The sequence below is a fragment of the Reyranella sp. genome, from assembly GCF_965249915.1.
Lineage (GTDB): Bacteria > Pseudomonadota > Alphaproteobacteria > Reyranellales > Reyranellaceae > Reyranella.
This window is the reverse complement of sequence record NZ_OZ252257.1, coordinates 3,898,372-3,918,932: the sequence shown is the minus strand read 5'-3', so window position 1 is coordinate 3,918,932 and position 20,561 is coordinate 3,898,372. Positions and strand designations below refer to the sequence as shown.

Below are 20,561 nucleotides of genomic sequence, written 5' to 3'. Positions count from 1 at the left end.
AGGCCATGCCTGCCGTTGACAGTGATCGGAGCGCGCGCCGCTCTGTTGCGACCCGAACTCCGTGCGTGGGTTCTGAGCGCGCCTGCCTGCGAGCGACGCAATAGCAGCCGGCGACACGCCCCGACGGCGACGGCGGTGCAGGTTCGGTCACCGCAAACGGTTCAGGCTGCGCGCCGCTCGTAGCGATGGTGCAGGCCGCCGACCTGTGGAAAGGCGACAACGATCCCGGCAGAGGGCGGCTGTACAGGACGAGGCTCGGGGCAATCCTTGCCGAGCGAGACATGCGTGCGGGTTCGGTGGTGATACTCAAAGTATGCCGACAGCACACGGCGCAGGTGACGCTCATCGAGGGTGACGACGTGATCGAGAAATTCGCGACGGATCGAGCCGGTGATGCGTTCGACATAGGCGTTCTGCCACGGTGATCGCGGCGCGGTATCCTAGGGGACGTGACCGCCGCCGCTAGGGAACCGAGGGCGGACAAGAGGATGAGCATGCCGATGACGGTATGACTGCGGCGCCAAAAACTCTATGCTTTCTCGGCTTTTTGGAGTGTTGAGTACGCACAGCTAGCGCGTCAGCGCATGTGTTCCCAGAGATCGCGCTCTTCTTCGTGGCGGCCATATTCGACCCCCTTGAAGTCGCCGCGCGACACGACGCCCAGGATCTTTCCGTCCTTCACCAGCGGCACGTGCCGGAAGCCGCCGTCCCACATCAGCCGCAGCGCGCCGATGGCGGTGCGGTCGGGCGACATGGTGATGGGATTGGCCGTCATGACGGTGCGCAGCGGGGTCGTCGCCGCCTCGAGACCCTCGGCCAGAACGCGGCACACCGCATCGCGCCCGGTGAAGATGCCCGCCAGCCGGCCATCTTCCTTGGTCACCAAGACCGATCCTGCCCCAGTCTCTCGCATCTGCTGGCTGGCTTCCTTGACGGTCGCCGTCTCGACCATCGTGAGCGGCCGCTGGTCCAGAACGATGTCGCCAAGCTTTCGCATCTGACCTCCTGACGCCGGCGGGGAGCCGGACACGTTTACGTATGTGTGACGGTGGCATGACAGCGGCGTCATGCGTTTGACCAAGGTCAAGATCGTGCCCCGAGGCGTGGTGTAGCTGACGGTTGGTCAGTACGACGATCCTGAGCGAGCGCCGGATCGATCAGGCGGCCACGACGGGCAGGCTGACGATGGGATCATCGCCGACGGGAGCGATGCTTTCCAGAGTGATGTAACGGGCGCGCTGGACGGCCCACTCATCGCTCTGCTCGAGCAGGATGGCGCCGACGAGACGGGTAATGGCAGCTTCGTTGGGGAAGATGCCGACAACCTCGGTGCGGCGCTTGATCTCGCCATTGAGGCGTTCCAACGGGTTGGTGGAGTGCAGCTTGGCCCGGTGCTGAGGCGGGAAGCTCATGTAGGCCAGCACGTCGGGCTCAGCCTCGTCCTTGAGAGCTGCGAGCTTGGGGACCTTGGGTCTGAGCGGTCGGCGACGCGGCGCCACTGTTGCTTGGCGGCCTTGGCATCGTCCTGGGCGAAGGCGGTGGCGATGAATGCCGAGACGACGCGCCGGCCGCTGCGGCCGGCATGGGCCAGGGCGTTGACGCACGTGCCGTTCCGCGGCACCGGCCCTTTGGTGACCGACCTGCTGGGCGGCCACATCAAGCTCGGCATGTCGAGCATCACCAGCGTCGCGCCGCAGATCGCGGCCGGGAAGCTCAAACCCTATGCAATGGCCTCTCTCGAGCACTCCTCGGTCGTGCCTAGCATTCCGACCTTCAAGGAGCTAGGGCGGGCGATGTCGACGGCACGATCGTCTACACGCTGCTGGCTCCCGCCGGCACGCCACCGGCGCCAGTCGCCCGGTTGAATCAGGCGCTGAACGCGGCCGTGGCGACGCCGCAGCAGAAGGAAGATCTCGCAAAGCGCGGCTTGGTCGCGATGGGCGGCACGCCGGAGCAGCTGGCCGACTGGCTCAAGTTGCAGGAGCAAATCTGGGTACCGGTGCTTCAGGCCGCCGGCATCAAGCCGGAATAGCGAGAAGGGCTCCGCATCTCTGGTCCCGATATTGATCCAGGTCAAAGCGCAGGCTCACATTTCAGTCGATGTGCTATTGCGAAAGTAAGCTGGACAGGGAGCCATTCATGACCTTTCGGCATACGCGATGACGAACGCAGCAGCCGCGTCCGCGCCGTCCAAAGTGCTCGTCGCGACGGACCTGTCCGCGCGATCCGATCGCGCGGTCGAGCGGGCCGTCCTCCTGGCGAAGGTGACGGGTTCAGCCCTCACGATCCTTCACGTGGTCGACGCGGAACTTCCGCGGCGGACGGCCGATCGGCTGGTCGATGAGGCCCGCGAGTTGATTGGCGAACATGTCGCAGCACTGAAAGGCGCCGAAGCGATGGCGCCTGACATCAAGGTCGTGCTCGGCACGGACTACAAAGAGATTGAGGACGTCGCCCTGAAATCCGGGTGCGAACTCATCGTTCTCGGCGTTCACCGCAACGAGACACGTGATCTCTTCCGTGGCACTACGGCGGAGCGCGTCATTCGGAGCCGCGCGTGCCAGGTCCTGATGGTCAAGGCGAGACCGCAATCCGACTATCGCCGCATCATGGTGGCGGTCGATTTCTCCGATTGCTCGCGGCGCGCCATCGAGTTCGCAGTGAAGTTATTCCCGAATGCGGAGTTTCACCTCGTCCATGCGTTCGATGTCCCCTTCAAGGCGTTCCTGAGGAGCGAGGATACGCGTCAAGAAGTGTCGAGGAGCCATGAGGAAGAGATGGAGCGGTTCGTCAACGGGGATTTCCCAGCGCTTCTTCCTCTCCTGCAGGCAGTGCCCGCTCGCGTGTTTCCAGTCCAGAAACAGGGGCCCGTCCGCGACGTGATCGAGGATCAGGTAGATCAGCTGAAGCCGGATCTTCTCGTCCTCGGTACTCACGGTCGGAGCGGCATAGCGCACGCCGTCATGGGAAGCGTCGCCGAGGATCTTCTAAGCTACCCTCCCTGCGACATCCTCGCCGTAAGGCCTTGATGTCTCGCCTGGCCGTCGGTCCTGGTCGATCCGAAGGTTCGTCACGGCAGGAGCATCAGGGTGGTGCCGCCACTACATAACGAAAGGGTTCCCATGCGTTCCATTCTCGTCACCGTCGATGACACGCCGTCCGCCGTCGCTGCCAGGAGACTTGCAGTTGCACTGGCTCGACAGTGCGGCGCCCAGGTGAGAGGCGTGACCGCACTGGATGTCAGCGACCTCGATCGCGTCGAGCCGATTCCGATCGGCGGGGTGCAACACGCCTACGACCGGCTGCAGCATCGCAAGAAGCTGGCCGACGAACGACGCGCAAGAATCGTTGAGCTGCCGGAGGTGTTTCGGCGTTCCTTGGCAGACGAGGGACTGGACGCCGAGTGCTCCACTCTCGAAGCGGACGTGCGCGACGGATTTCTTCGGATGATCGAGACGTGCGACCTCGTCGTGACCGGCCGGGATGCCGAGTTTCATCTCGAGGCGGTCGAGGGCGTGACGCCCCTTGTCCACCACATCATCGCCAAAGGGTGCCGTCCGGTCGTGGTGAGCGGTCCCGAATGGATCGAGAAGGGGCCCGTCCTGGTGGCCTACGATGGAAGCGCGCCGGCCGCGAAGGCATTGCAGGTCGCGGCGCTGATGGGGATTTGCGGATCCTCCGGCGCTCGCATCCTGTCGATCGGGCGCGAGCAATCGGCCGCCCTGTCCGTTGCTGAACGAGCCCGTTCATTCCTGGCTCTGCATGACATCGACGCCGACCTCGAGGCGGTCGCAACGACGGACAACCCGGCCGATGTCCTGCTGAGGCGTGCTTCGGAGACGGGTGCACGGATGCTCGTCATGGGCGCCTTCGGTCATCGGGGTTTCCGGGAGATTCTCTTCGGCTCCACGACCCGTCACCTGTTCGACAGCGCGCCGATTCCGCTCTTCATCTATCACTGAACGAGTGAACGCCTGGCCTTGGCGGTTGACCCAGATCAAGGTCGGGCGCGGGATCTTTCTCCAGAATTGCACAGCATGTGAGGTAAGACGGTTGGCCTTTCCTCGCGCGCGGGCTCACTCAATTGGAGAAGCGAAATGATCACGACCCGCAGGACCTACATGCCGTTGGCGACCTATCCGGAAGCGGTCGCAGATGAGGCCGTCCTGGCGGCTGCCGGTTTCGCTATTTCGCTGGGAGGCGCGCTCGAGGTCACGACCTTCTCCGTCGACATTCCTCGGGTGCCGTCGCCGCTGGCCAGCATGCTGATCGACATTCCCGGTCTGGTTCGGGCGGCCGAGGACAAGAGCAAGTCCGAATGCAGCCGTCTCCAGAGTCTGGTGCGCGCGGTCGGATCTCCTCCCACCGTGACCTGTACGAGCAGGGAGGTCCTTTTGAGCGGGATCCTCGATGCGGCTGCCGCGGAGGCTCGATACTACGACCTGGCGGTGCTTCCCTGGTCCAGGGAAGAGGCTTCCGCCCAGCATCTGATCGAGGCCGTCGTCTTCGGATCCGGTCGGCCAGCCATTCTGGTGCCGAGTTCCGCCCGGCCGGCCGCCCGGCTGGAGCATATCGCGATCGCGTGGGATGCAAGCCGGGTCGCCGCCCGCGCGCTGGGTGATGCGCTTCCCCTTCTGGCAGACGGTGGTCGCGTCACGGTGTTGACGGTCGGCGACGAGAAGCCTCTGGCTGGAGCAGCTCTCGCCAGCCTTCTTGCATCCTCGCTGGAGAAGCGGGGGGTGAAGGCACATCCAATCGAAATCACTCTCGGCGAAAAGACGATTGCCCAGGCGTTGCAGGAGAAGGCCCTGGCGGAGGGGGCGCAGATGCTTGCGATGGGAGGGTTCGGCCATTCCCGCATCCGCGATTTCGTTCTCGGCGGCGCAACCACGGGTGTGTTCGCCGACCTTCGCCTGCCGGTGCTGCTCTCGCACTAGCCCTCGTCGCCTGCCGATCCGGTTGGCTGCAATCACATTTACCGCGCTCCGACGACGTGCGTCGTCCAGGGCGCGGCTGGGAGTTCGTGACGATGCGGGAGTCCCTGTCGGAAACTTCAGGTTCAGGAGCAGCGGGACGTCCCGGCGCAACAGCGGGCGTCGATGCGCGGCTGGATCTGGATCGCGCCTGGCATGCGCTGGAGCCGGGGGAGTCGCTGACCGCTCTCGGAACGCGATCCGACGGCCTCGACGCGACCGAGGCGGCGCGACGGCTCGCGATCTGGGGACCGAACCGCCTGCCGCAAGGGCCGCATCGCGGGGCCCTGCGACGGCTTGCCGAGCAGTTCGACAATCTCTTCATCTATGTGCTGATGGCGGCGGGCGTCGTGGCGGCGGCGCTCGACCATACGGTCGACGCGCTGGTGATCTTCGCGGTCGTGGTTGCCAATGCCGTGATCGGCTTCATCCAGGAAGGGCGCGCGGAGAAGGCGCTCGAGGCGATCCGCGGCCTGATCGACCCGCGCGCCTCCGTGATCCGCGACGGTCATCGCCAGACCGTTCCGGCCGACCAGGTCGTGCCCGGTGACATGGTGCTGCTCGAAGCCGGCGATCGCGTGCCGGCCGACCTGCGTCTCGTCAAGTCGCGCAATCTCCGGATCGACGAGGCCATCCTGACCGGCGAGTCGGTCCCCGTCGACAAGGCGATCGGACCCGTCGACGTCGCGACCCCTCTTGGAGACCGCCTGAGCATGGCGCACTCCGGAACCTTCGTCACGACCGGTCAGGGGACGGGCGTCGTGATCGGCACCGGCGCGGCCACGGAGCTGGGGCGGATCAGCGTGATGATCGGCGCCGTCGAACGGCTGGCGACGCCTCTTGTCCGGCAGATGGATCAGTTCGCGCGACAGGTCACCTTCGCCATCCTGGGCGTATCGGGTCTCGTGTTCCTCTATGCCGCCTTCGTCCAGGCCTATGCTTTCGACGAAGCCTTCATGGCGGTCGTGGGCCTGGCCGTCGCCGCCATTCCCGAAGGTTTGCCTGCGGTGATGACGATCACGCTTGCCGTCGGCGTCCAGCGCATGGCGCGGCGCAATGCGATCATTCGTCGGCTGCCGGCTGTGGAGACGCTCGGCGCCGTCTCCGTGATCTGTTCCGACAAGACCGGGACACTGACCCGCAACGAGATGACCGTGACCGCCGTCGTGACGGCGGATCGTCGGATCGTCGTCGAAGGGGTCGGGTATCGTCCCGAGGGTGGGTTTGCGGTCGAGGGCGGCGCTGCGGTCGATCCCGCCGCCGATCCCGTTCTCGAGGAACTTACGCTGGCGGCCCTTCTGTGCAACGACGCCGAGATCCGGCGCTCTGGCGAGGAATGGATCGTCGACGGCGACCCGATGGAGGGAGCGCTCGTCTCGTTGGCCAGCAAGGCCGGACACGACATCACGGCGGCGCGGAAGGGCTTCGTCCGGCGTGACGAGATTCCCTTCGACGCGCGCCACCGCTACATGGCGACGCTGAACGCCCGCGATGGACGGCGCCCTGTCGCCTATGTGAAGGGAGCGCCGGAACGCATCGTCGAGATGTGCGCCTGGGCGGCCACCCAGGAGGGCGAAGCGCTGATCGACCTGGATTGGTGGCGTCGCGAGACCGAGCGGCTCGGGGCCGAGGGCCGGCGCGTCATCGCCATCGCCCGCAGGACCATGCCCGAGCAGGCGGGCGAGATCGCGCCCGCCGACGTCGAGGGAGGGCTCACGCTGCTCGGCCTCGTGGGCCTGATCGATCCGCCCCGGCCGGAAGCCGTGGCCGCCGTCGCCGAGTGCAGATCGGCCGGTATCCGCGTCAAGATGATCACCGGCGATCATGCTTCCACCGCACGTGCCATAGCCCTGCAGCTCGGGCTCGCGGCGGATCCCGTGGTGGTCACAGGACAGGAACTCGACGGCCTCGATGAAGCCGAGTTCAGGCGCCAGGCGCAGGTCTCGACGGTGTTTGCGCGCACCAGTCCCGAGCACAAGCTCCGTCTCGTGGAGGCTTTACAGAAGGATGGTTCCGTGATCGCCATGACCGGTGACGGGGTCAACGACGCGCCGGCGCTCAAACGCGCCGACGTCGGCGTCGCCATGGGAGGCAAGGGTACCGAGGCCGCCAAGGAGGCGAGCGAGATGGTGCTTGCTGACGACAACTTCGCGTCCGTCGTGGCTGCTGTCCGCGAGGGGCGCACCGTCTACGACAACCTCTCCAAGGTGATCACCTGGACGCTGCCGACCAACGGCGGCGAGGCCATGACGATCATCCTGGCCATCCTGTTCGGCCTCACCTTGCCGGTGACGCCGGTTCAGATCCTGTGGGTCAACATGATTACGGCCGTTGCCCTCGGCCTCACTCTGGCCTTCGAGCCTGCCGAGCCGGGAGCCATGCAGCGGCCGGCCCGGCAGCCGGGGGAGCGGATCCTGTCCGGACGGCTCCTGTGGCGGGTCCTGTTCGTCTCGGCCCTGATGGTCGTCGGAACCTTCGGGATGTTTAGCTGGGCGGAAGCCCGCAACCTTCCGATCGAGAACGCGCGGACCATGGTGGTCAACACGCTGGTGGTGATGGAGATCTTCTATCTGTTCAGCGTGCGCTACGTTCATGGCACATCGCTGACATGGCGGGGCGTGTTCGGAACGCGTGCCGTCCTGATCGGCGTCGGAATCGTCGTCGTCGCCCAGTTCGCTTTCACCTACCTGCCGCCGATGCAGGCGGTCTTCGGCACGCGCGACCTTTCTATCGGCGAGGGCGCGGCGATCATAGCGGTGGGTTTTGCGCTGCTCGTCTGCGTCGAAGTCGAGAAGCGCCTGTTCGCCCTGTTCGCCTTGTTCGCGGGGCGTGCGGGCGACCAGGCGCGTCCCGCCCGCTAGAACCAGATGTTCATCGGCAGCCCGTAGCGATCACGCTCATGCTCCGGTCCCAGGCGCGTCGCCGTGCCCTCGGCGATCAGCAGGGCCGTGCGGCAGACGGCCATGGCGTCGAGGACGTCGTCGCGGGCCGCGCCTGGTAGCGGTCGCGGCTCCCAAGGGAAGCCGTGACGCGCGAGCGGGTCGAGGCGCTCGGCAAAACCGTCGGGCCGGCGCGTCCTGCTGAGCACGGGGTTGCCTGTCCTTGCTCAAAATTTCGTCCGACCATGGAATTGGTATTCCGATGAATACGATTCTTGCCGATGTTCGGTAATCGGAGAGCGCGCTGCTCTGTTGCGACCCGATCTCCGTGCGGGGGTTCTCAGCGCGTCAGCCTCCGAGCGACGCAATAGCGGACCGCGACGACGTCCGGCGCCGCAAAGGCGGTGCAGGTTCGGTCACCGCAAACGGTTCAGGCCGCGCGACGCTCGTAGAGATGGTGCAGGCCATGGCGTTGCCGGCGCAGGACGGTCGGTCAAACCAAATTTCGACCCGCTGCACGCTCTTGTTGGCATCCGCTCGGACCTCGCCAGGTCGGCCAGTCGACCGACATGCTGACCCATTTTGGTAAACAAGCTTCTTTCCGTATCTCAGATTCTACCCGAAGCTTTTCCCCCTTGGGGAGGGGAATAGCGATGCTACAGGTCATCTATCGTGGCCTCATCGGCCTCGCGCTGACGTTTGGAGTTTTGAGCAGGCACAAGCGTGATGGTGCGTTGGCCGGGTCAGTTCTTTGGCCCTACGAGGTTCCGACGGAAGCCGCAGGTGGTGCGTTATTCGAACGTGTTTGGAATTTCTTGTCACGCGTGTTTTCGCGTAGCCATTTGTCGACTTCGACGTTCCATAGACCGTCGCTGAATGCTCATCGTTTCGGATTGAGGACTTCCTGGCCATCGTACCGGAAGAGGCCTGGGCACATCGGTGGCGGGAGGGCGAAGGGGCGGGAAAGGTCCACTCCCGTGATGATGAGGACGAAGTCGAACTTGTCGGGCTCGCTCCCCGGCAGGTTCACGTGACAGTCGGCCTGCAGTTCACCGAAAGCATAGCCGCTAAAGCATAGCCGCTGATGATGAAGCTTCGGCCCACCGGCTCCGGCAACGGGATCCCCGCGGCCCGCAGGTCCGAATAGACACTTTCGATCAGCCGGTCGTCCTTCGAGGCGAGGACGCCCGCGAGCTGTCCGACCAGTGGTCCCTTGACGTTCACACTCTCGACGTTCCGCTGGACCTGTTCGAGCAGGTAGCGCTTGGCCTCGCGGGCCGTCGTCGGCCGCGCCTGGGACGCTTCGGCGACACCGGATCCGCCGCTTGCGTGATTGCAGACATTCACGGCCTGCAGTTCGAGGCGGCCCAGCGGCGGTTCGCGCCCGCTCGGGCAGGCGCCGACGGTCAGGAACATTTCGTTGGTGTCGATGTAGAGCCAGGTGTCGGGCGGACGCACGAGCAGTTGTGCGATGAAGCCCGGGTCGACGCCGAGGTCGGCGGCGTAGCGGATCAGCGCCGAGGCGCCGGCCCTGCCCAGCCCGAAGCCGCGGGCGATTCCCGCCGTGGCATCGCCCTTCGTCTCGTTCTGGACCACCGTGGAATCCAGCGTGAAGTTGTGGAAGCCGACCTGACCGCCGATCTCGATGGTGCGGCTGGGCAGCGGCGTGGGCGGCTGTCGGCTGGCCGTACCGCCCAGGAACGCCATCGCACACGCGGAGAGGCAGATGTCGCCCTTGCGCACGAGCGTGGCGACCTCGAACTCGCGGAACAGGTACCCGACCTTCAGTCCTTCGAACAGGTCGCCACCGCTGCTGCTGAGTTCGGCGGTTGCCAGAGGTTGACCGGTTATCCTGGCGGTCTTGGCCTTGAGGTCGGCCAGCATGATCCGAAGCTTGTCGCCATCGCCCTGTTCGAAGCGGCCGGTGATGCGAACCGCATGGGCGACCAGGGGCGTCTTCGGGTTCAGTCCGGGGATCGACTTGCTGTCGAGGGTAATGTTGAAGGCACTAGCCTCCGGCACGGCGCTCCAGCAGAGCAAGCCGATCGCAAAGACCGACAGCCAACTAGGCATATCGGCCACCGCGCGCTGCCACTGGTTCGGAGTGCGTCACGCTTTTCCCCGGTCTCGCCTCAACGCCCGGGAAGAATTCCCAGCGTCGGTGAAAAAATGTACCATGCAACGACTTCTGTATTCACCAGCCCTCTTTAGATCATCCGTGCCAGCCCGAAGATTGCGCTGGATCAAGGACGCCGTCGGCGCCTTGGCTATAGTGGGATGGCCAAGTTCTGCGGCGCGTTCAGGCGACTTTAGATGCACCCAGGTCGGGGGACGATGAAACAGCAGGAGCTTCCTCCGTCCGGGACGGAACCCGAAACCGGTTCTGTACGACGGATCTATTCGATCTCACTAGCGGCGCTGGTCGGATTGATGCTCCTCGCGGCCGTGCTCACGGTCGATGAATGGCTGGGATTGGTCCCGTCCTTCGAGCGGGCGATGCAGGACCTGTTTTCGCGGGGCGCGCTGCTGGCGCTTGGCCTCGTGATCGCCCTGATCGCCTTCGGCGTCTTCTTCCAGCGTTCGTTGCGCAGGAGTGTGCGGCAGGGGGACCATCCCGAAGCGGCCCTCGCCATCAGAAAACGGTTGCTCGTGACCGTATTCGCCGCCTTTGCCTTGGGTATCGCCGGTACCGGATACCTTCTCAACAACGATCTGCGCACCGCCTTTCGCGATGAGCGGCTGTCCCAGCAGGCCGGTATCGCCCGCCTCAAGGCGCAGCAGATCGACCAGTGGGTCGCCGAGAGAGCGATCGACCTTGGATTTCTGGTCACGTCCCTCAAGGGGTTGCCGCTCGGCCAGATCGAGGCGGGTCCGGAGCTGCGGCAGTTCGTTGAACTGATGCTGTATCAGCTCCTGATCGGACATCCCGAGCGGCGCGAAGTCATGCTGTTTTCGTCCGATGGGCAATTGCTGGTCGAGGTGGGTGGCACTCCCGGTCACAGTGATCATGCCGGGGTCGAAGGCCTCGTGCGTGAGGCGGCACGCGACGGCAAGCTGAAGATCGGACCAATTCGACTCGATGCCGGCACGCCACCGAGCCCCAGCCTGGCATTCGCGCAACCGCTCGGCACCAGCGTGCCTGGTTCGCGCCAGTTCGTTGTCGTGCTCGTGGTCGACCCGGCTGTCGACCTGTTCCGGAAAATTCAGATCTGGCCCACACAGAGCGCGACATCGGAAGTCCTGGTGGTGCGTCGAGACGGGGACGACGCCGTCTTCCTGGTTGCACCGCGTTTCTGGCAGAACCCAATCCCGCCCTCAGGGCTCCGCCTCCCCCTGTCGACGCCGAACCTCGTGGCCGCCACCGCGATCCGCCAGGGAGACGGCGCGCGAGTGGGTGTGGATTATCGTGGGGAGGGGGTCGTCGCGGCGACGCACGCTGTCACGGCCGTTCCCTGGATCGTGATCGCCAAGTCGGACGAAGACGAGGTGATGGGCCCGGTCGATCGCCGGTCCGAGAAGATCGTCCTGGTGTTCGGGGCCACCATTCTGGTGGCGGGCTTTCTGGTCTGGTCGCTCTGGAGAAGCCAGCGCGACGAAGCGCGTGACCTGGCGGTGCGCAATCTGCGGTTCGTTCATGCCATACAGGACATGTTCATCGTGTTCGACGAGCAGGACCGAATTCTCGAGACCAACCAGGCCGCGCAGAAGGCCGTCGGATATAGCGCCAAGGAACTCCGGGGGATGGATGCAAGAAACCTCAGAGCGCCCGACCGGACGGACGAGGACGATCAACGGACAGCCGCCGTGGCCGGGGGCCAAACAGCATATCGCACCGTTGTCCGCCGCAAGGACGGCAGCACGTTTCCCGCGGAAGTGCGGATCAGCACTTTCGAACTCGAAGGACAGACCTATCGTCAGGCGATGGGCGTCGACATCAGCGATCGTGTGAGGCTGGAGCAGGAGGTTCTGCGGCTGTCGCGTGTGAAGCGCTCGCTGCAGGCGGCAACCAGCATCCTGCTGTGGGCCGAGTCGGAGGCCGAGATGTTCGAGCAGATCTGCGAGGGTCTCGTCGCATTCGGCGATTTCCGGATGGTGGCGGTCGCCGTTGCCAATGACGATCCGGACAAGACTTTCCGCTTCCCGGCGATTGCGGGTTACGACCAGGGTTATCTCGCTTACGCTCATATCACCTGGAACGACGAGCCTACGGGCAACGGGCCGCTGGGCATGGCAATCAAGACGGGGGCCATCCAGGTCAACCAGGATTTCGAGAACAATCCGAAGACACGGCCGTGGCACGACGAAGCGCTGCGGCACGGATACCGCTCCAGCATCGCCCTGCCGCTGCGCCGTCACGGCACGGTGGCGGCGGCCCTCGTGATCTATGCGGCGGAGCCGCAGGCCTTCGACGCGGAGGAGGTCCAGCTCCTCTCGGCCCTCGCCGACGACATCTCCTATGCCCTGTCCAAGCTTGCCGTGACGCCGGGTGCCGAAACCTGACGTGCGTCCCGTCAGCGTAGGCTGACGGGACGCTGGACGACGCCGCTGGCGAAGACCTAGAACAACGGAATGTACTGAGACAGAAATCGGCTGACAGTTTCCGCGCCCGCACCGGTGATCAAGCGGCTTCAGTCTGGTCCATGTTCTGGTCGTTATCTTCCTGGGTATTGTCGTTTGCGGGGAAAGCGTCGGAACGGGAGCGGAGACCGTTGGATCCCAGTTCCTTTTCCTCCGCCATTCACCGCCGATCTGACAGTCTCTCTCGCGTCGGCGAGGGGCGCAAAAGCCCAATAACGGCGGGCACTTCGCGCCGTACCTGTTGACTGGCGTCGCCGTTCCAGGGGCCGTTTGGCTCTCTCTATGGCCCTTTCTCTCCAAAGCTGATGACTGCGGGATTTAGTACGCTTCTTGTAAGTCGCTGATCTTGCTGGGGAATTCGGAGCGTAGTTCTGCGGGTTTGAAAGGTTCGGGCGGCTGGAGAGCGGAGCCGAAATTCGAATTTCGGTGGGGTTTGGCTGCAGGAGTTGGCTCTGCAGCGGGGCCGACACCTGCGGCGAGCGCGCCGCGAAGCTCGCTTAGCCACGAAGGGCCTGTGGAACCGTCGTTAGAGTGCCAGTGCTTGGGAGCCCAGCCCCGCAGGAACGGTGGCGGACCCTGACCTTCCTCGGCGCGTTACGCTGGGATGGATCACCGCACCCTGCATCTTCGACGGTCCGATCAGCGAACAGTGCTTTCGCGCCTATGTCGAGCAACTGCTCCTGCCCATCCTGCGGCAAGGAGATATCGTCGTCCTCGATAATCTCGGCAGCCACAAAGCAAAGGCCTTGCGCCCGTTGATCAAGGCCGTCGGCGCAAGGTTTTGTAGACGAGTAAATTTTCTATAGCCTGCCTTTATCCTAAGTAGTCTGCTCCGATCGGGCTCTCGTACAGTGATTTTATTGACGTTGCTGATGCAATAGCTGAACGAGTTGAAGGCTCCTTGAGATCGATAACACGGAACCGTTCGCCGATCTTCGCAACAGCGTCAATTCGTCGATAATGGGCGCCGAATTGTTCTGCATACTGTGCCAAACCCTTCAGCTTCGGGATGGCGTCACCGAACTGGATACCGTGCGGATCAACGATGTCGGCAGTGAATGTGCCGTCGCTCTGTTGAACGAAAAAGACGAAATCCGGCCGCACGATCTTTGGAGCCCCACCATCGTCATAGATGATCCCAAGCGAATCCTGGCTGGAGCGCGACGGATTGCGATACCACGCGACCGTGCCTGACCGGCCAAGTTCCGCACGGACCACTTCACCTTCCCAGGAATTGAATTCCTCGGGGAACAGCCCTCGCTCATCGCAAAGGAGATGCCTCTCGAAAGTCGGGAGAGGTGTTTCAGCCCCATTTGCGTCGCGGATCGTGGTTCCTTGCATCCACGATGTCGGGCGAGCAATTTCCACCTCCATCGGATAGGCGCTCATCGCCTTGATCTGGCGATAGACGTCCTGGCGTTCGTCCGTCAGATTCTTGATCTCGACACGGAACCGGGCAAGCCACTGGTTGGCGAGCTTTTCGGCTTCGGCATCGAGCGTCTCGCGAGCCTGTGGCACTAGGCCCAAGGCAGCAATGCTGACATGCGCCTCCATGAATGCCGTCTCCATATCGCTCGTGTCACCTTCGTGCCGGGCGAGATAGTCGCTGTATGTGGTTGTGAGATCGGGACTGATGGCCCGACCAGCGCGACGGTAGGCATCCTCGATGACGGCGTAGTCCGCTTCTTCCAGGAAATCGTCGAACGTCATTGCGCCGCCCTTCAGGTCGGCTTTCACGCTCCTGCCCTCGACCGTCATGACCGACTTGCGAGCGGCCTCTATTTCGGCCTTATAGCGCGCGCGGATGCCGTTCAGAACTTTGTGCATCTCTGCATGAGCCTGCTTCCCTGCATCGGCCAGCAGACCATCCACCGCAAGTTCGTGTGCGAGAGATGTGAGCCGCTTGACCGGTCGCGCATGGCGTTTTGGCAGCGTTTGTGACGGCAGAGAAAGCAGCTTGTCCCAGACCGCCTCGGGGATGGCGGGGTTCGGCTTCAGCTCCACGGGGTTGATCAGCACACGGCGGCCGGGGAGATCGTCGCCCCCATCTCCGCCTGACATGAGCGCTTTGGCGACATCCTTGACAGACGCCTCGTCAAAAAACGGCAGCAGGCAGTCCACCGAGTTCAGTCGGTCATTTCCAGGGATTCGCCGTGCAAGCGGGGTGCGTACCATCCGACCCAGAAGCTGCGTGATGTGCGTCTTGTCTCGGGCGGGCCGGAAGGAGACCATGACCTCGGCGCGTGGACAGTCCCATCCCGTGCTGATGGCGTCTTTGGCGATCAGGACCCGGACCCATGTCGAATCCTGTACCCGTTCGGGTGAGATATAAGGCACGCTGTGGCGGCCGAAAGCCTGGGTCGAGTGTTCGCCGAAAACGTGTGCCACTACATCCTCTTGCAGCTCCGGCCACTGGGTGAAGATCGTGTCCAGCGCCTTGCCGATGTCATTTCGATCCGGAGCATTGGGCACCTGTAGCACCATCAGCGGCAGTACCACACCGGCATCGCTCTGCTGCGCGCCATATACCGTCCAGGCGGCTGAGATCTCCTTCAGCTTGTCGGTGCCACGACGCACCAGCACGGTGTCGAACTGCCCTGCCTCCTTCGGCACGTCGAGAATGATCGTGTCCTTCAGGAGGCCTGACGCCTGCACCTTGCCCGAATCCACGACCACGCTGGGGAGGGTCGCGCGCCCTTGCATGTCGGCCATCGCAGCGTTGAACCGCTCGACCGTGGCCGAGATGCCCCAGACGACCGGGACTCCCGGCACGGAACCCGACCCGTTGATCAGCCGCCTAACGATGGTGGTCTTTTCGCCCGCGCCGGTTGCCGCGCGCATGCCGCGATGCGCCTCGTCGAGTACGAGGTAAAGCGTCAAGGTAGGATCATCGATCGTGTTCTGGATCGTGTCCCAGATCGTCCAGGATCGGCTGTCCGGCATCGGCAACGGCGGCGCATCCGGGTCGGTCTCTTCATCCTGTTCCCGCCCCCGCACGAGCAGGCTCGACTTGCTCAGCTTTTGCGTGTTCAGGAAGTAGATCTTGCCTGGCTCCAGCGCCTCGCGCTGAAAGGTATTCTGCACCACCACCAGTTCCGAGATCGACAGCCGGTCCGACGCCTGAAGCAAGCGGTAACGGGACTGTTCGTTCAACGAGGGATCGTCGCTGAACCAGATCACAACGGCCCCCGGATCCGGCTCGACGTCGTAATTGTCATCGCCGTGGAACAGCGCCTCGAACACGGCCGCAGCCATGACGGTCTTGCCCGCGCCCGTTGTCGCCGTCAGCGAAAAGGCGTGCTTGTCACCGTCCTCTCGCCAGCGCTTCGATGCCTTCTTGAGGTTCACTAGAACCTTGCTGACGGCCTCGTCCTGGTAATCCTTGAGGGTAAACTTCATGGCTCAGCGGCCCATGGAAAAGCGGAAATTGGAGAGGTACGACTCGTAGAGTCGCACCGGTTCGACGCCGTCCGGCAGCGCGCGAGCCACCGCTTGGAAACGGCGGTCGTCATCGGTCACCACATAGGCGACCCGCAGCCCGCCTTGCGCAGCGACGGCTTCGCAGAAGGCACCTGCGCGGTCCAGATCTACCAGCAGGCCATAGGTGTCGGCTACCTCCCACCCGGTTGCGGGCAGGCCGTCGATCCGGCGACCCTCCGACCCCGCCCGCATCCACAAGAGGGGAGCGATGCGTTGAAAGGCGAAGTTTGCGCCGACGGCGACGTGGGATTCATAGGTCAGAGTGAAGAACTCGGCGTTCTCCTCGAACCCCTCGGCTATCGGGAATTCGTCGGTGAACTTGTAATCACCTTCGATATCTTTGCCCTCTGGCGTCTTGCCCGTGATGGCGGCGGCGATACGTGGCTTGGTGATGTAGTCGCAGATGCCCCACTTCTCCCAGTCGAGGTCACCCGGACGCAGGCCAGCAGTGCGCAGGGCCGCCTGTTCGTCGGCCGCAACTTCGTTGTTGGTGATCGAGATGCATTGCCGCCGACCACCGTCTTGGCGGTTCAGGCGCATGACGGCATGGGCCGTCGTGCCAGAGCCCGAGAAGAAGTCGACAATTGTGGCGTTAGGCTTGTCCGCAACAAAAAGGCGGAGGCAATCTTCCACTGCGAATAGGCTTTTGGGAAACGGAAACGCGCGTTCTCCAATCAAGCGCTTGAGCAGGTCTGTTCCACATATCTCGGCGTTGTGGGAAGGCCGCGACCAAGTAGATACCGGCATCTTGATCTTGCTTGCCTCGTATCTCGCGACAACGCTGCCATCTTTCGCGCGACCAAAAACTTTGGCCCTCCCTGTTTCGATGTCGGCGATTCGTCCGGAAGTCAGATAGGAAATCTCGCAATTCTGTGGCTTGTCCGGCGTCGCCCTACCAACCCGCACATACCCTTTTGTCAGCAAGTCACCGAGCGACGGTGCGGTAAGGCCCCAATTCATCTCGGTGCCGTCATCTCTAATCGGAAAAACGGCGACGCAGTCAGGCAGAGACGGTGCTGTTGATCTGTCGACCCCGTGCTCCAACGGGTCACCAATCTTTTCGATCTTTCCCGAGCCGTTGATGTAGATTGGATAAAACTGCCCCGTTCCTCCCTTCTTGGTCCCTCTGGCCGACGACAGATCGCTACGGCGCAATGTTCTCCAGCTGACCGTAGCACCAGCGCCAAAATCGTCGTCTGGTTCACCAAGAACCTTTGCCGAGCCGAAGGACAGGAAGAAGAGATACTCTTCGCATCTGGCGAACTCGCCTTGCCGGTACTTCCCGCGAGGATTGATCACTGAAGTAATCATTTCTTGCCGCGCCTCGGGAAAAACCTGTTCAAGAAGCAAGGCAAGCCTCGAAAACTCCTTATCGTCAATGGCAACAATAAGGACGCTGTTGTGTGGGTTCAGGAGTCGGCCTGCCACTTTCAACCGCCGCTCCATCATGGCAAGCCATTTTGAATGTCGGTACAGGTCATCTTTCTCGACGTAGTCGTTATTGTACTTCCAGTCGCTTGCACCCGAATTGTAGGGAGGGTCGATGTAGATAGCGTCGATCTTGCCGCGATGGGTGTATGTCAGCGCCTCGAGCACGTGGAAGTTTTCGCCGTTGATGACTGTATGGAAGGGCTTGTTGCCGCCTCGCGTCACGCGACCGGTGCTGACCAAGCCGGGGTAGATGAAGTCGCGGAACTCGGCCACCACGACCAGGTCGGCGACCGCCACTTCGGCCGTCTCGGGTGTCTCCACATCGATCAGTGTGATCTGCGCCATCCGTGCCTCGACGTCGGCGCTAAGCCGGGTCACCCGCCACAGCCGCTGGTCACCACGCTGCGTCGTGCCGCGCGGCGGCAAAACGCGCACCTTGTCGCCCCGTCGTACGGGCCGCCCGGGTAGTTCCACGCTTTCCGGCCGGTGCCGTTCGAAGTTCAGCCCGAAGGCCCGCCGCGACGCCAGCGCCTTGAATTCCCGCTCAAGCTCATCGCCCAGCGCACTGTCTCGGGCCTTGGCCCGCGCGATCAGGTCCGTCAGTCGCGACACGTTGTAGCCTCTTTGTTATCAATCCAACTAGCGCGTTAAACAGATCGCGTGCACCTGAATCATTCCGTTGGCGTTTATCAACAGTTCCGTCGGCGTCGTCATTTTTCACCTTTGAATAGCAATCGCAGATTGCAGTTCCCGAGTCAGCTTGGCCACTGGTTTTGATTTTGGATGGTGCCCTGCCGACTGAGGAGTCTTCAACTTCGATTGCCAATCCACGCGTCGCGCGGGCTGCCGTGCGGAGCGGCTATCAACTATGCTCGGGCTCTTGTCTGCCTCGTCCACTCTACCGGAAACACCCCCATGGCCTCCGCCAGCGTCGGCCCGGCGCTCGCGCGCCCATCCAGAATCGCCTCCACGGTCGCTGGCGCGAGCAGCGTCAGCCTGAGCACGCGTGAGACGTACGACGGGTTGATCCTCTCGGCCTTCGCGATCTCGCGGATTGTCGCGTACCGGCCGGTTTCCAACATCTTCTGCCATCGGAACGCCCGGGCGATGGCCTTCACGAGCGTGGTGTCGATGTGGGGCACCATGGCCGGTACCGGCACACCGTCCGGCGCCAGGACCAGCTTTCGGCCGCCCCGCTTGCGCACAGCAAAGGGCACCTTGATCGTCATGACCGGCTCAGCTCGCGGCATCAGGCAGCCCTCCGGAGGGTGCCTAGTTCCTGCACGACGTGGCCGAGCCCCTGCGTCCGGAGCTGGAGCTCGAGGCCGTCCGTCTTGAGGTCGATGCGCTTGACCAGCAGCTGGACGATGCGGGTCTGCTCGGCGGGGAACAGGTCCTCCCAGAGCGGATCGAGCCGCTCCAGAGCCGCCCGCACCAACCCTTCCGACAGTCCGTCGACTTGGGGCTCGGCAGCCCGCCATGTCGCCATCACGACTTCAGGGGACCGGAGCAGGGCCCGCAGCTGGTCGATGACCGCCGCCTCGATGGCAGCCGCCGAGACCCGTCGGATGGGCGACCCCTCTGCCTCGCCCTTCAAAGCGGCCTGGCAGACATAGTAGCGATAGAGCTTGCCGTGCTTGCGGGTGTGCGTCGGGCTCATGGCGCGGCCCGTTGGGCCGAACAGCAGCCCCTTGAGGAGCGCGGGAGTAGCGGCCCGAGCCCGGCAACCCCGGACCCGGGGGCTCTCCTGCAGGATCGACTGCACCTTGTCCCAGAGTGCCTGGCTGACGATCGCGGCGTGCTCGCCGGGGTAGGCCACGCCCTTGTGGACGGCCAGCCCGACATACACCTGGTTCCGGAGGATCCGGTACAGGGCTCCCTTGTCGATGATGCGCCCGCGGGCACTGCGGACGTCCTCGGCCCGAAGCTGGCGTGCCAGCAGCGTCGCCGAGCCGACCTTCAGGAACCGCTCGAAGATCCGCCGGATGAGCGCTGCCTCGGGCTCGTGGACGACCAGCTTGCGGTTCTCGACCCGGTAGCCCATGGGCACGAACCCGCCCATCCACATGCCCCGCCGGCGGGAGGCAGCGACCTTGTCGCGGATGCGCTCACCGATCACCTCGCGCTCGAACTGGGCGAAAGAGAGCAGCACGTTCAGGGTCAACCGGCCCATGCTGGTGGTCGTGTTGAAGGATTGGGTCACCGACACGAAGGTGACGCCGCACCGGTCAAACACCTCGACCAGCCGGGCGAAGTCCATCAAGGCGCGGCTCAGCCGGTCGATCTTGTAGACCACCACGACGTCGACCCGGCCGGCCTCGATGTCGGCCATCAGCCGCCTGAGAGCCGGTCGCTCCAGCGTGCCACCCGAAAAGCCGCCGTCATCATACTGATCCGCCAGTTCGACCCAGCCCTCCGACCGCTGGCTGGCGATGTAGGCGCTACAAGCCTCGCGCTGGGCGTCGAGGCTGTTGAACTCCATGTCGAGGCCTTCCTCGGTCGACTTCCGGGTGTAGACGGCGCAGCGGACCTTACGGACGACCGGCTTCTTCATGCTGCCCTCCGCCGGTTCTTGAGCCCGAAGAAGAGCAGCCCGTTCCAGCGGGTGCCGGTGATCGCCCGGGCGATGGCCGACAGCGACTTGTACGGCCGGCCCTGCCACTCGTAGCCGTCGGCCATCACCGTCACGGTGTGCTCGACCCCCTGGTACTCGCGCAGCAGCCGGGTGCCGGCGATGGGGATGTCGCTGCCTCGCACCCGGCGCACGGCGATGTTGCCACCATCCAGCTGCTCCCCCAGCTGTTCCAGCCGGCGCACCGTCTCAGGCTTCAGGCCGCCGTAGGCCAGCTCCTGGATCCGGTAGGCCAACCGGCTCTCCAGGAAGCGCCGGTTGTAGGGCGGGGGCGGAGTGTTGAAGAGCGCCGTCCACTGCTCCTTCAGCTTCGCGGTCGGCGTCGTCTTCAGGGCCGCAATGCGCGCCAATACCGTGTCGTGATCCTTCATGCCGTTCTCCGTTTGGGGGCGTCGGCATGACCGCTTCGGTCGGGCAGGAAGTCGACGGAACTGTCTCCGCGGTCGGCAGATAGTGCACTGGACTTCCGGGCATGAAGACGGACGAGGCCGGCGGCCAGGATCTGGCCGAGTTCGGCCAGACGTTCGGTGGGAGTGAGGCGGTCGGGGAATACAGGGCTGGGGCCGGTGTGGCTGTGGACCATGGCGA

General features: G+C 63.9%; 16 protein-coding genes and 2 pseudogenes. 8 read left to right on the top strand and 10 right to left on the bottom strand.

Annotated features, from left to right (window positions below; translation table 11 throughout):
- Positions 1-161: 161 nt before the first annotated feature.
- From ACP15H_RS19395 to ACP15H_RS19385, 3 genes and pseudogenes are all read right to left on the bottom strand, one after another.
- Entirely contained in the window at positions 162-383 is a 222-nt protein-coding gene (locus tag ACP15H_RS19395; RefSeq protein ID WP_425069933.1) for a hypothetical protein, read from the bottom strand.
- 194 nt (positions 384-577) lie between these two features.
- Complete coding sequence (locus ACP15H_RS19390; protein ID WP_425067788.1) at positions 578-997, bottom strand: cyclic nucleotide-binding/CBS domain-containing protein; 420 nt, start codon at positions 995-997, stop codon at positions 578-580.
- Between the two features lie 160 nt (positions 998-1,157).
- A pseudogene (locus ACP15H_RS19385) lies at positions 1,158-1,591 on the bottom strand (transposase); the annotation flags it as partial.
- On the opposite strand from ACP15H_RS19385, the gene ACP15H_RS19380 reads away from it, so the two are divergent.
- From ACP15H_RS19380 to ACP15H_RS19355, 6 genes are all read left to right on the top strand, one after another.
- Entirely contained in the window at positions 1,545-1,865 is a 321-nt protein-coding gene (locus tag ACP15H_RS19380) for a tripartite tricarboxylate transporter substrate-binding protein (RefSeq protein ID WP_425067787.1), read from the top strand. The pseudogene ACP15H_RS19385 and the gene ACP15H_RS19380 sit on opposite strands and share 47 nt — an antisense overlap.
- The gene (locus tag ACP15H_RS19375; RefSeq protein WP_425067786.1) at positions 1,862-2,032 is read left to right on the top strand and encodes a hypothetical protein; all 171 of its coding nucleotides are present in this window, start codon (positions 1,862-1,864) and stop codon (positions 2,030-2,032) included. The genes ACP15H_RS19380 and ACP15H_RS19375 overlap by 4 nt, the downstream gene beginning before the upstream one ends.
- A 127-nt stretch (positions 2,033-2,159) precedes the next feature.
- Positions 2,160-3,029 carry a universal stress protein gene (locus ACP15H_RS19370; protein ID WP_425067785.1) on the top strand — a complete coding sequence of 290 codons (870 nt, stop codon included), beginning with the start codon at positions 2,160-2,162 and terminating at the stop codon, positions 3,027-3,029.
- A gap of 93 nt (positions 3,030-3,122) precedes the next feature.
- Entirely contained in the window at positions 3,123-3,962 is an 840-nt protein-coding gene (locus ACP15H_RS19365; RefSeq protein WP_425067784.1) for a universal stress protein, read from the top strand.
- A 135-nt stretch (positions 3,963-4,097) separates the two neighbouring features.
- Positions 4,098-4,937 carry a universal stress protein gene (locus ACP15H_RS19360; RefSeq protein ID WP_425067783.1) on the top strand — a complete coding sequence of 280 codons (840 nt, stop codon included), beginning with the start codon at positions 4,098-4,100 and terminating at the stop codon, positions 4,935-4,937.
- Between the two features lie 92 nt (positions 4,938-5,029).
- A complete protein-coding gene (locus tag ACP15H_RS19355) occupies positions 5,030-7,834 on the top strand; it encodes a cation-transporting P-type ATPase (protein WP_425067782.1) in 2,805 nt (934 codons plus the stop codon).
- On the opposite strand, the gene ACP15H_RS19350 is transcribed toward ACP15H_RS19355, so the two are convergent.
- A complete protein-coding gene (locus ACP15H_RS19350; RefSeq protein WP_425067781.1) occupies positions 7,831-8,061 on the bottom strand; it encodes a DUF429 domain-containing protein in 231 nt (76 codons plus the stop codon). The genes ACP15H_RS19355 and ACP15H_RS19350 overlap by 4 nt on opposite strands.
- Before the next feature lie 817 nt (positions 8,062-8,878).
- Positions 8,879-9,925 carry a hypothetical protein gene (locus ACP15H_RS19345; protein WP_425067780.1) on the bottom strand — a complete coding sequence of 349 codons (1,047 nt, stop codon included), beginning with the start codon at positions 9,923-9,925 and terminating at the stop codon, positions 8,879-8,881.
- 261 nt (positions 9,926-10,186) lie between these two features.
- Between ACP15H_RS19345 and ACP15H_RS19340 the strand changes: the two genes are divergently transcribed.
- Together ACP15H_RS19340 and ACP15H_RS19335 are read left to right on the top strand one after the other, a co-directional pair.
- Positions 10,187-12,352, top strand: a complete 2,166-nt coding sequence (locus ACP15H_RS19340) for a GAF domain-containing protein (RefSeq protein ID WP_425067779.1) — start codon at positions 10,187-10,189, stop codon at positions 12,350-12,352.
- A 630-nt stretch (positions 12,353-12,982) separates the two neighbouring features.
- Positions 12,983-13,209, top strand: a pseudogene (locus tag ACP15H_RS19335) (transposase); the annotation flags it as partial.
- 34 nt (positions 13,210-13,243) lie between these two features.
- On the opposite strand, the gene ACP15H_RS19330 reads toward ACP15H_RS19335, so the two are convergent.
- From ACP15H_RS19330 to ACP15H_RS19310, 5 genes are all read right to left on the bottom strand, one after another.
- Complete coding sequence (locus tag ACP15H_RS19330; RefSeq protein WP_425067778.1) at positions 13,244-15,829, bottom strand: DEAD/DEAH box helicase; 2,586 nt, start codon at positions 15,827-15,829, stop codon at positions 13,244-13,246.
- A gap of 3 nt (positions 15,830-15,832) precedes the next feature.
- Positions 15,833-17,953: a site-specific DNA-methyltransferase gene (locus ACP15H_RS19325; protein ID WP_425067777.1), complete on the bottom strand. Its 2,121-nt coding sequence runs from the start codon at positions 17,951-17,953 to the stop codon at positions 15,833-15,835.
- Positions 17,954-18,207: 254 nt separating this feature from the next.
- Positions 18,208-18,570 carry a hypothetical protein gene (locus tag ACP15H_RS19320; protein ID WP_425067776.1) on the bottom strand — a complete coding sequence of 121 codons (363 nt, stop codon included), beginning with the start codon at positions 18,568-18,570 and terminating at the stop codon, positions 18,208-18,210.
- Positions 18,571-18,590: 20 nt separating this feature from the next.
- Positions 18,591-19,895 (bottom strand): recombinase family protein, encoded by a 1,305-nt coding sequence (locus ACP15H_RS19315; protein ID WP_425067775.1) that lies wholly within the window; start codon positions 19,893-19,895, stop codon positions 18,591-18,593.
- Positions 19,892-20,344 (bottom strand): DUF2924 domain-containing protein, encoded by a 453-nt coding sequence (locus tag ACP15H_RS19310; RefSeq protein WP_425067774.1) that lies wholly within the window; start codon positions 20,342-20,344, stop codon positions 19,892-19,894. The genes ACP15H_RS19315 and ACP15H_RS19310 overlap by 4 nt, the downstream gene beginning before the upstream one ends.
- Positions 20,345-20,561: the final 217 nt, after the last annotated feature.

Bases quoted from the DNA above. Each gene is read 5' to 3' on its own strand.
- ACP15H_RS19390 (WP_425067788.1), bottom strand. From the start codon at position 997: ATGCGAAAGCTTGGCGACATCGTTCTGGACCAGCGGCCGCTCACGATG.
- ACP15H_RS19380 (WP_425067787.1), top strand. From the start codon at position 1,545: ATGAATGCCGAGACGACGCGCCGGCCGCTGCGGCCGGCATGGGCCAGG.
- ACP15H_RS19370 (WP_425067785.1), top strand. From the start codon at position 2,160: ATGACGAACGCAGCAGCCGCGTCCGCGCCGTCCAAAGTGCTCGTCGCG.
- ACP15H_RS19365 (WP_425067784.1), top strand. From the start codon at position 3,123: ATGCGTTCCATTCTCGTCACCGTCGATGACACGCCGTCCGCCGTCGCT.
- ACP15H_RS19360 (WP_425067783.1), top strand. From the start codon at position 4,098: ATGATCACGACCCGCAGGACCTACATGCCGTTGGCGACCTATCCGGAA.
- ACP15H_RS19355 (WP_425067782.1), top strand. From the start codon at position 5,030: ATGCGGGAGTCCCTGTCGGAAACTTCAGGTTCAGGAGCAGCGGGACGT.
- ACP15H_RS19345 (WP_425067780.1), bottom strand. From the start codon at position 9,925: ATGCCTAGTTGGCTGTCGGTCTTTGCGATCGGCTTGCTCTGCTGGAGC.
- ACP15H_RS19340 (WP_425067779.1), top strand. From the start codon at position 10,187: ATGAAACAGCAGGAGCTTCCTCCGTCCGGGACGGAACCCGAAACCGGT.
- ACP15H_RS19330 (WP_425067778.1), bottom strand. From the start codon at position 15,829: ATGAAGTTTACCCTCAAGGATTACCAGGACGAGGCCGTCAGCAAGGTT.
- ACP15H_RS19320 (WP_425067776.1), bottom strand. From the start codon at position 18,570: ATGACGATCAAGGTGCCCTTTGCTGTGCGCAAGCGGGGCGGCCGAAAG.
- ACP15H_RS19315 (WP_425067775.1), bottom strand. From the start codon at position 19,895: ATGAAGAAGCCGGTCGTCCGTAAGGTCCGCTGCGCCGTCTACACCCGG.
- ACP15H_RS19310 (WP_425067774.1), bottom strand. From the start codon at position 20,344: ATGAAGGATCACGACACGGTATTGGCGCGCATTGCGGCCCTGAAGACG.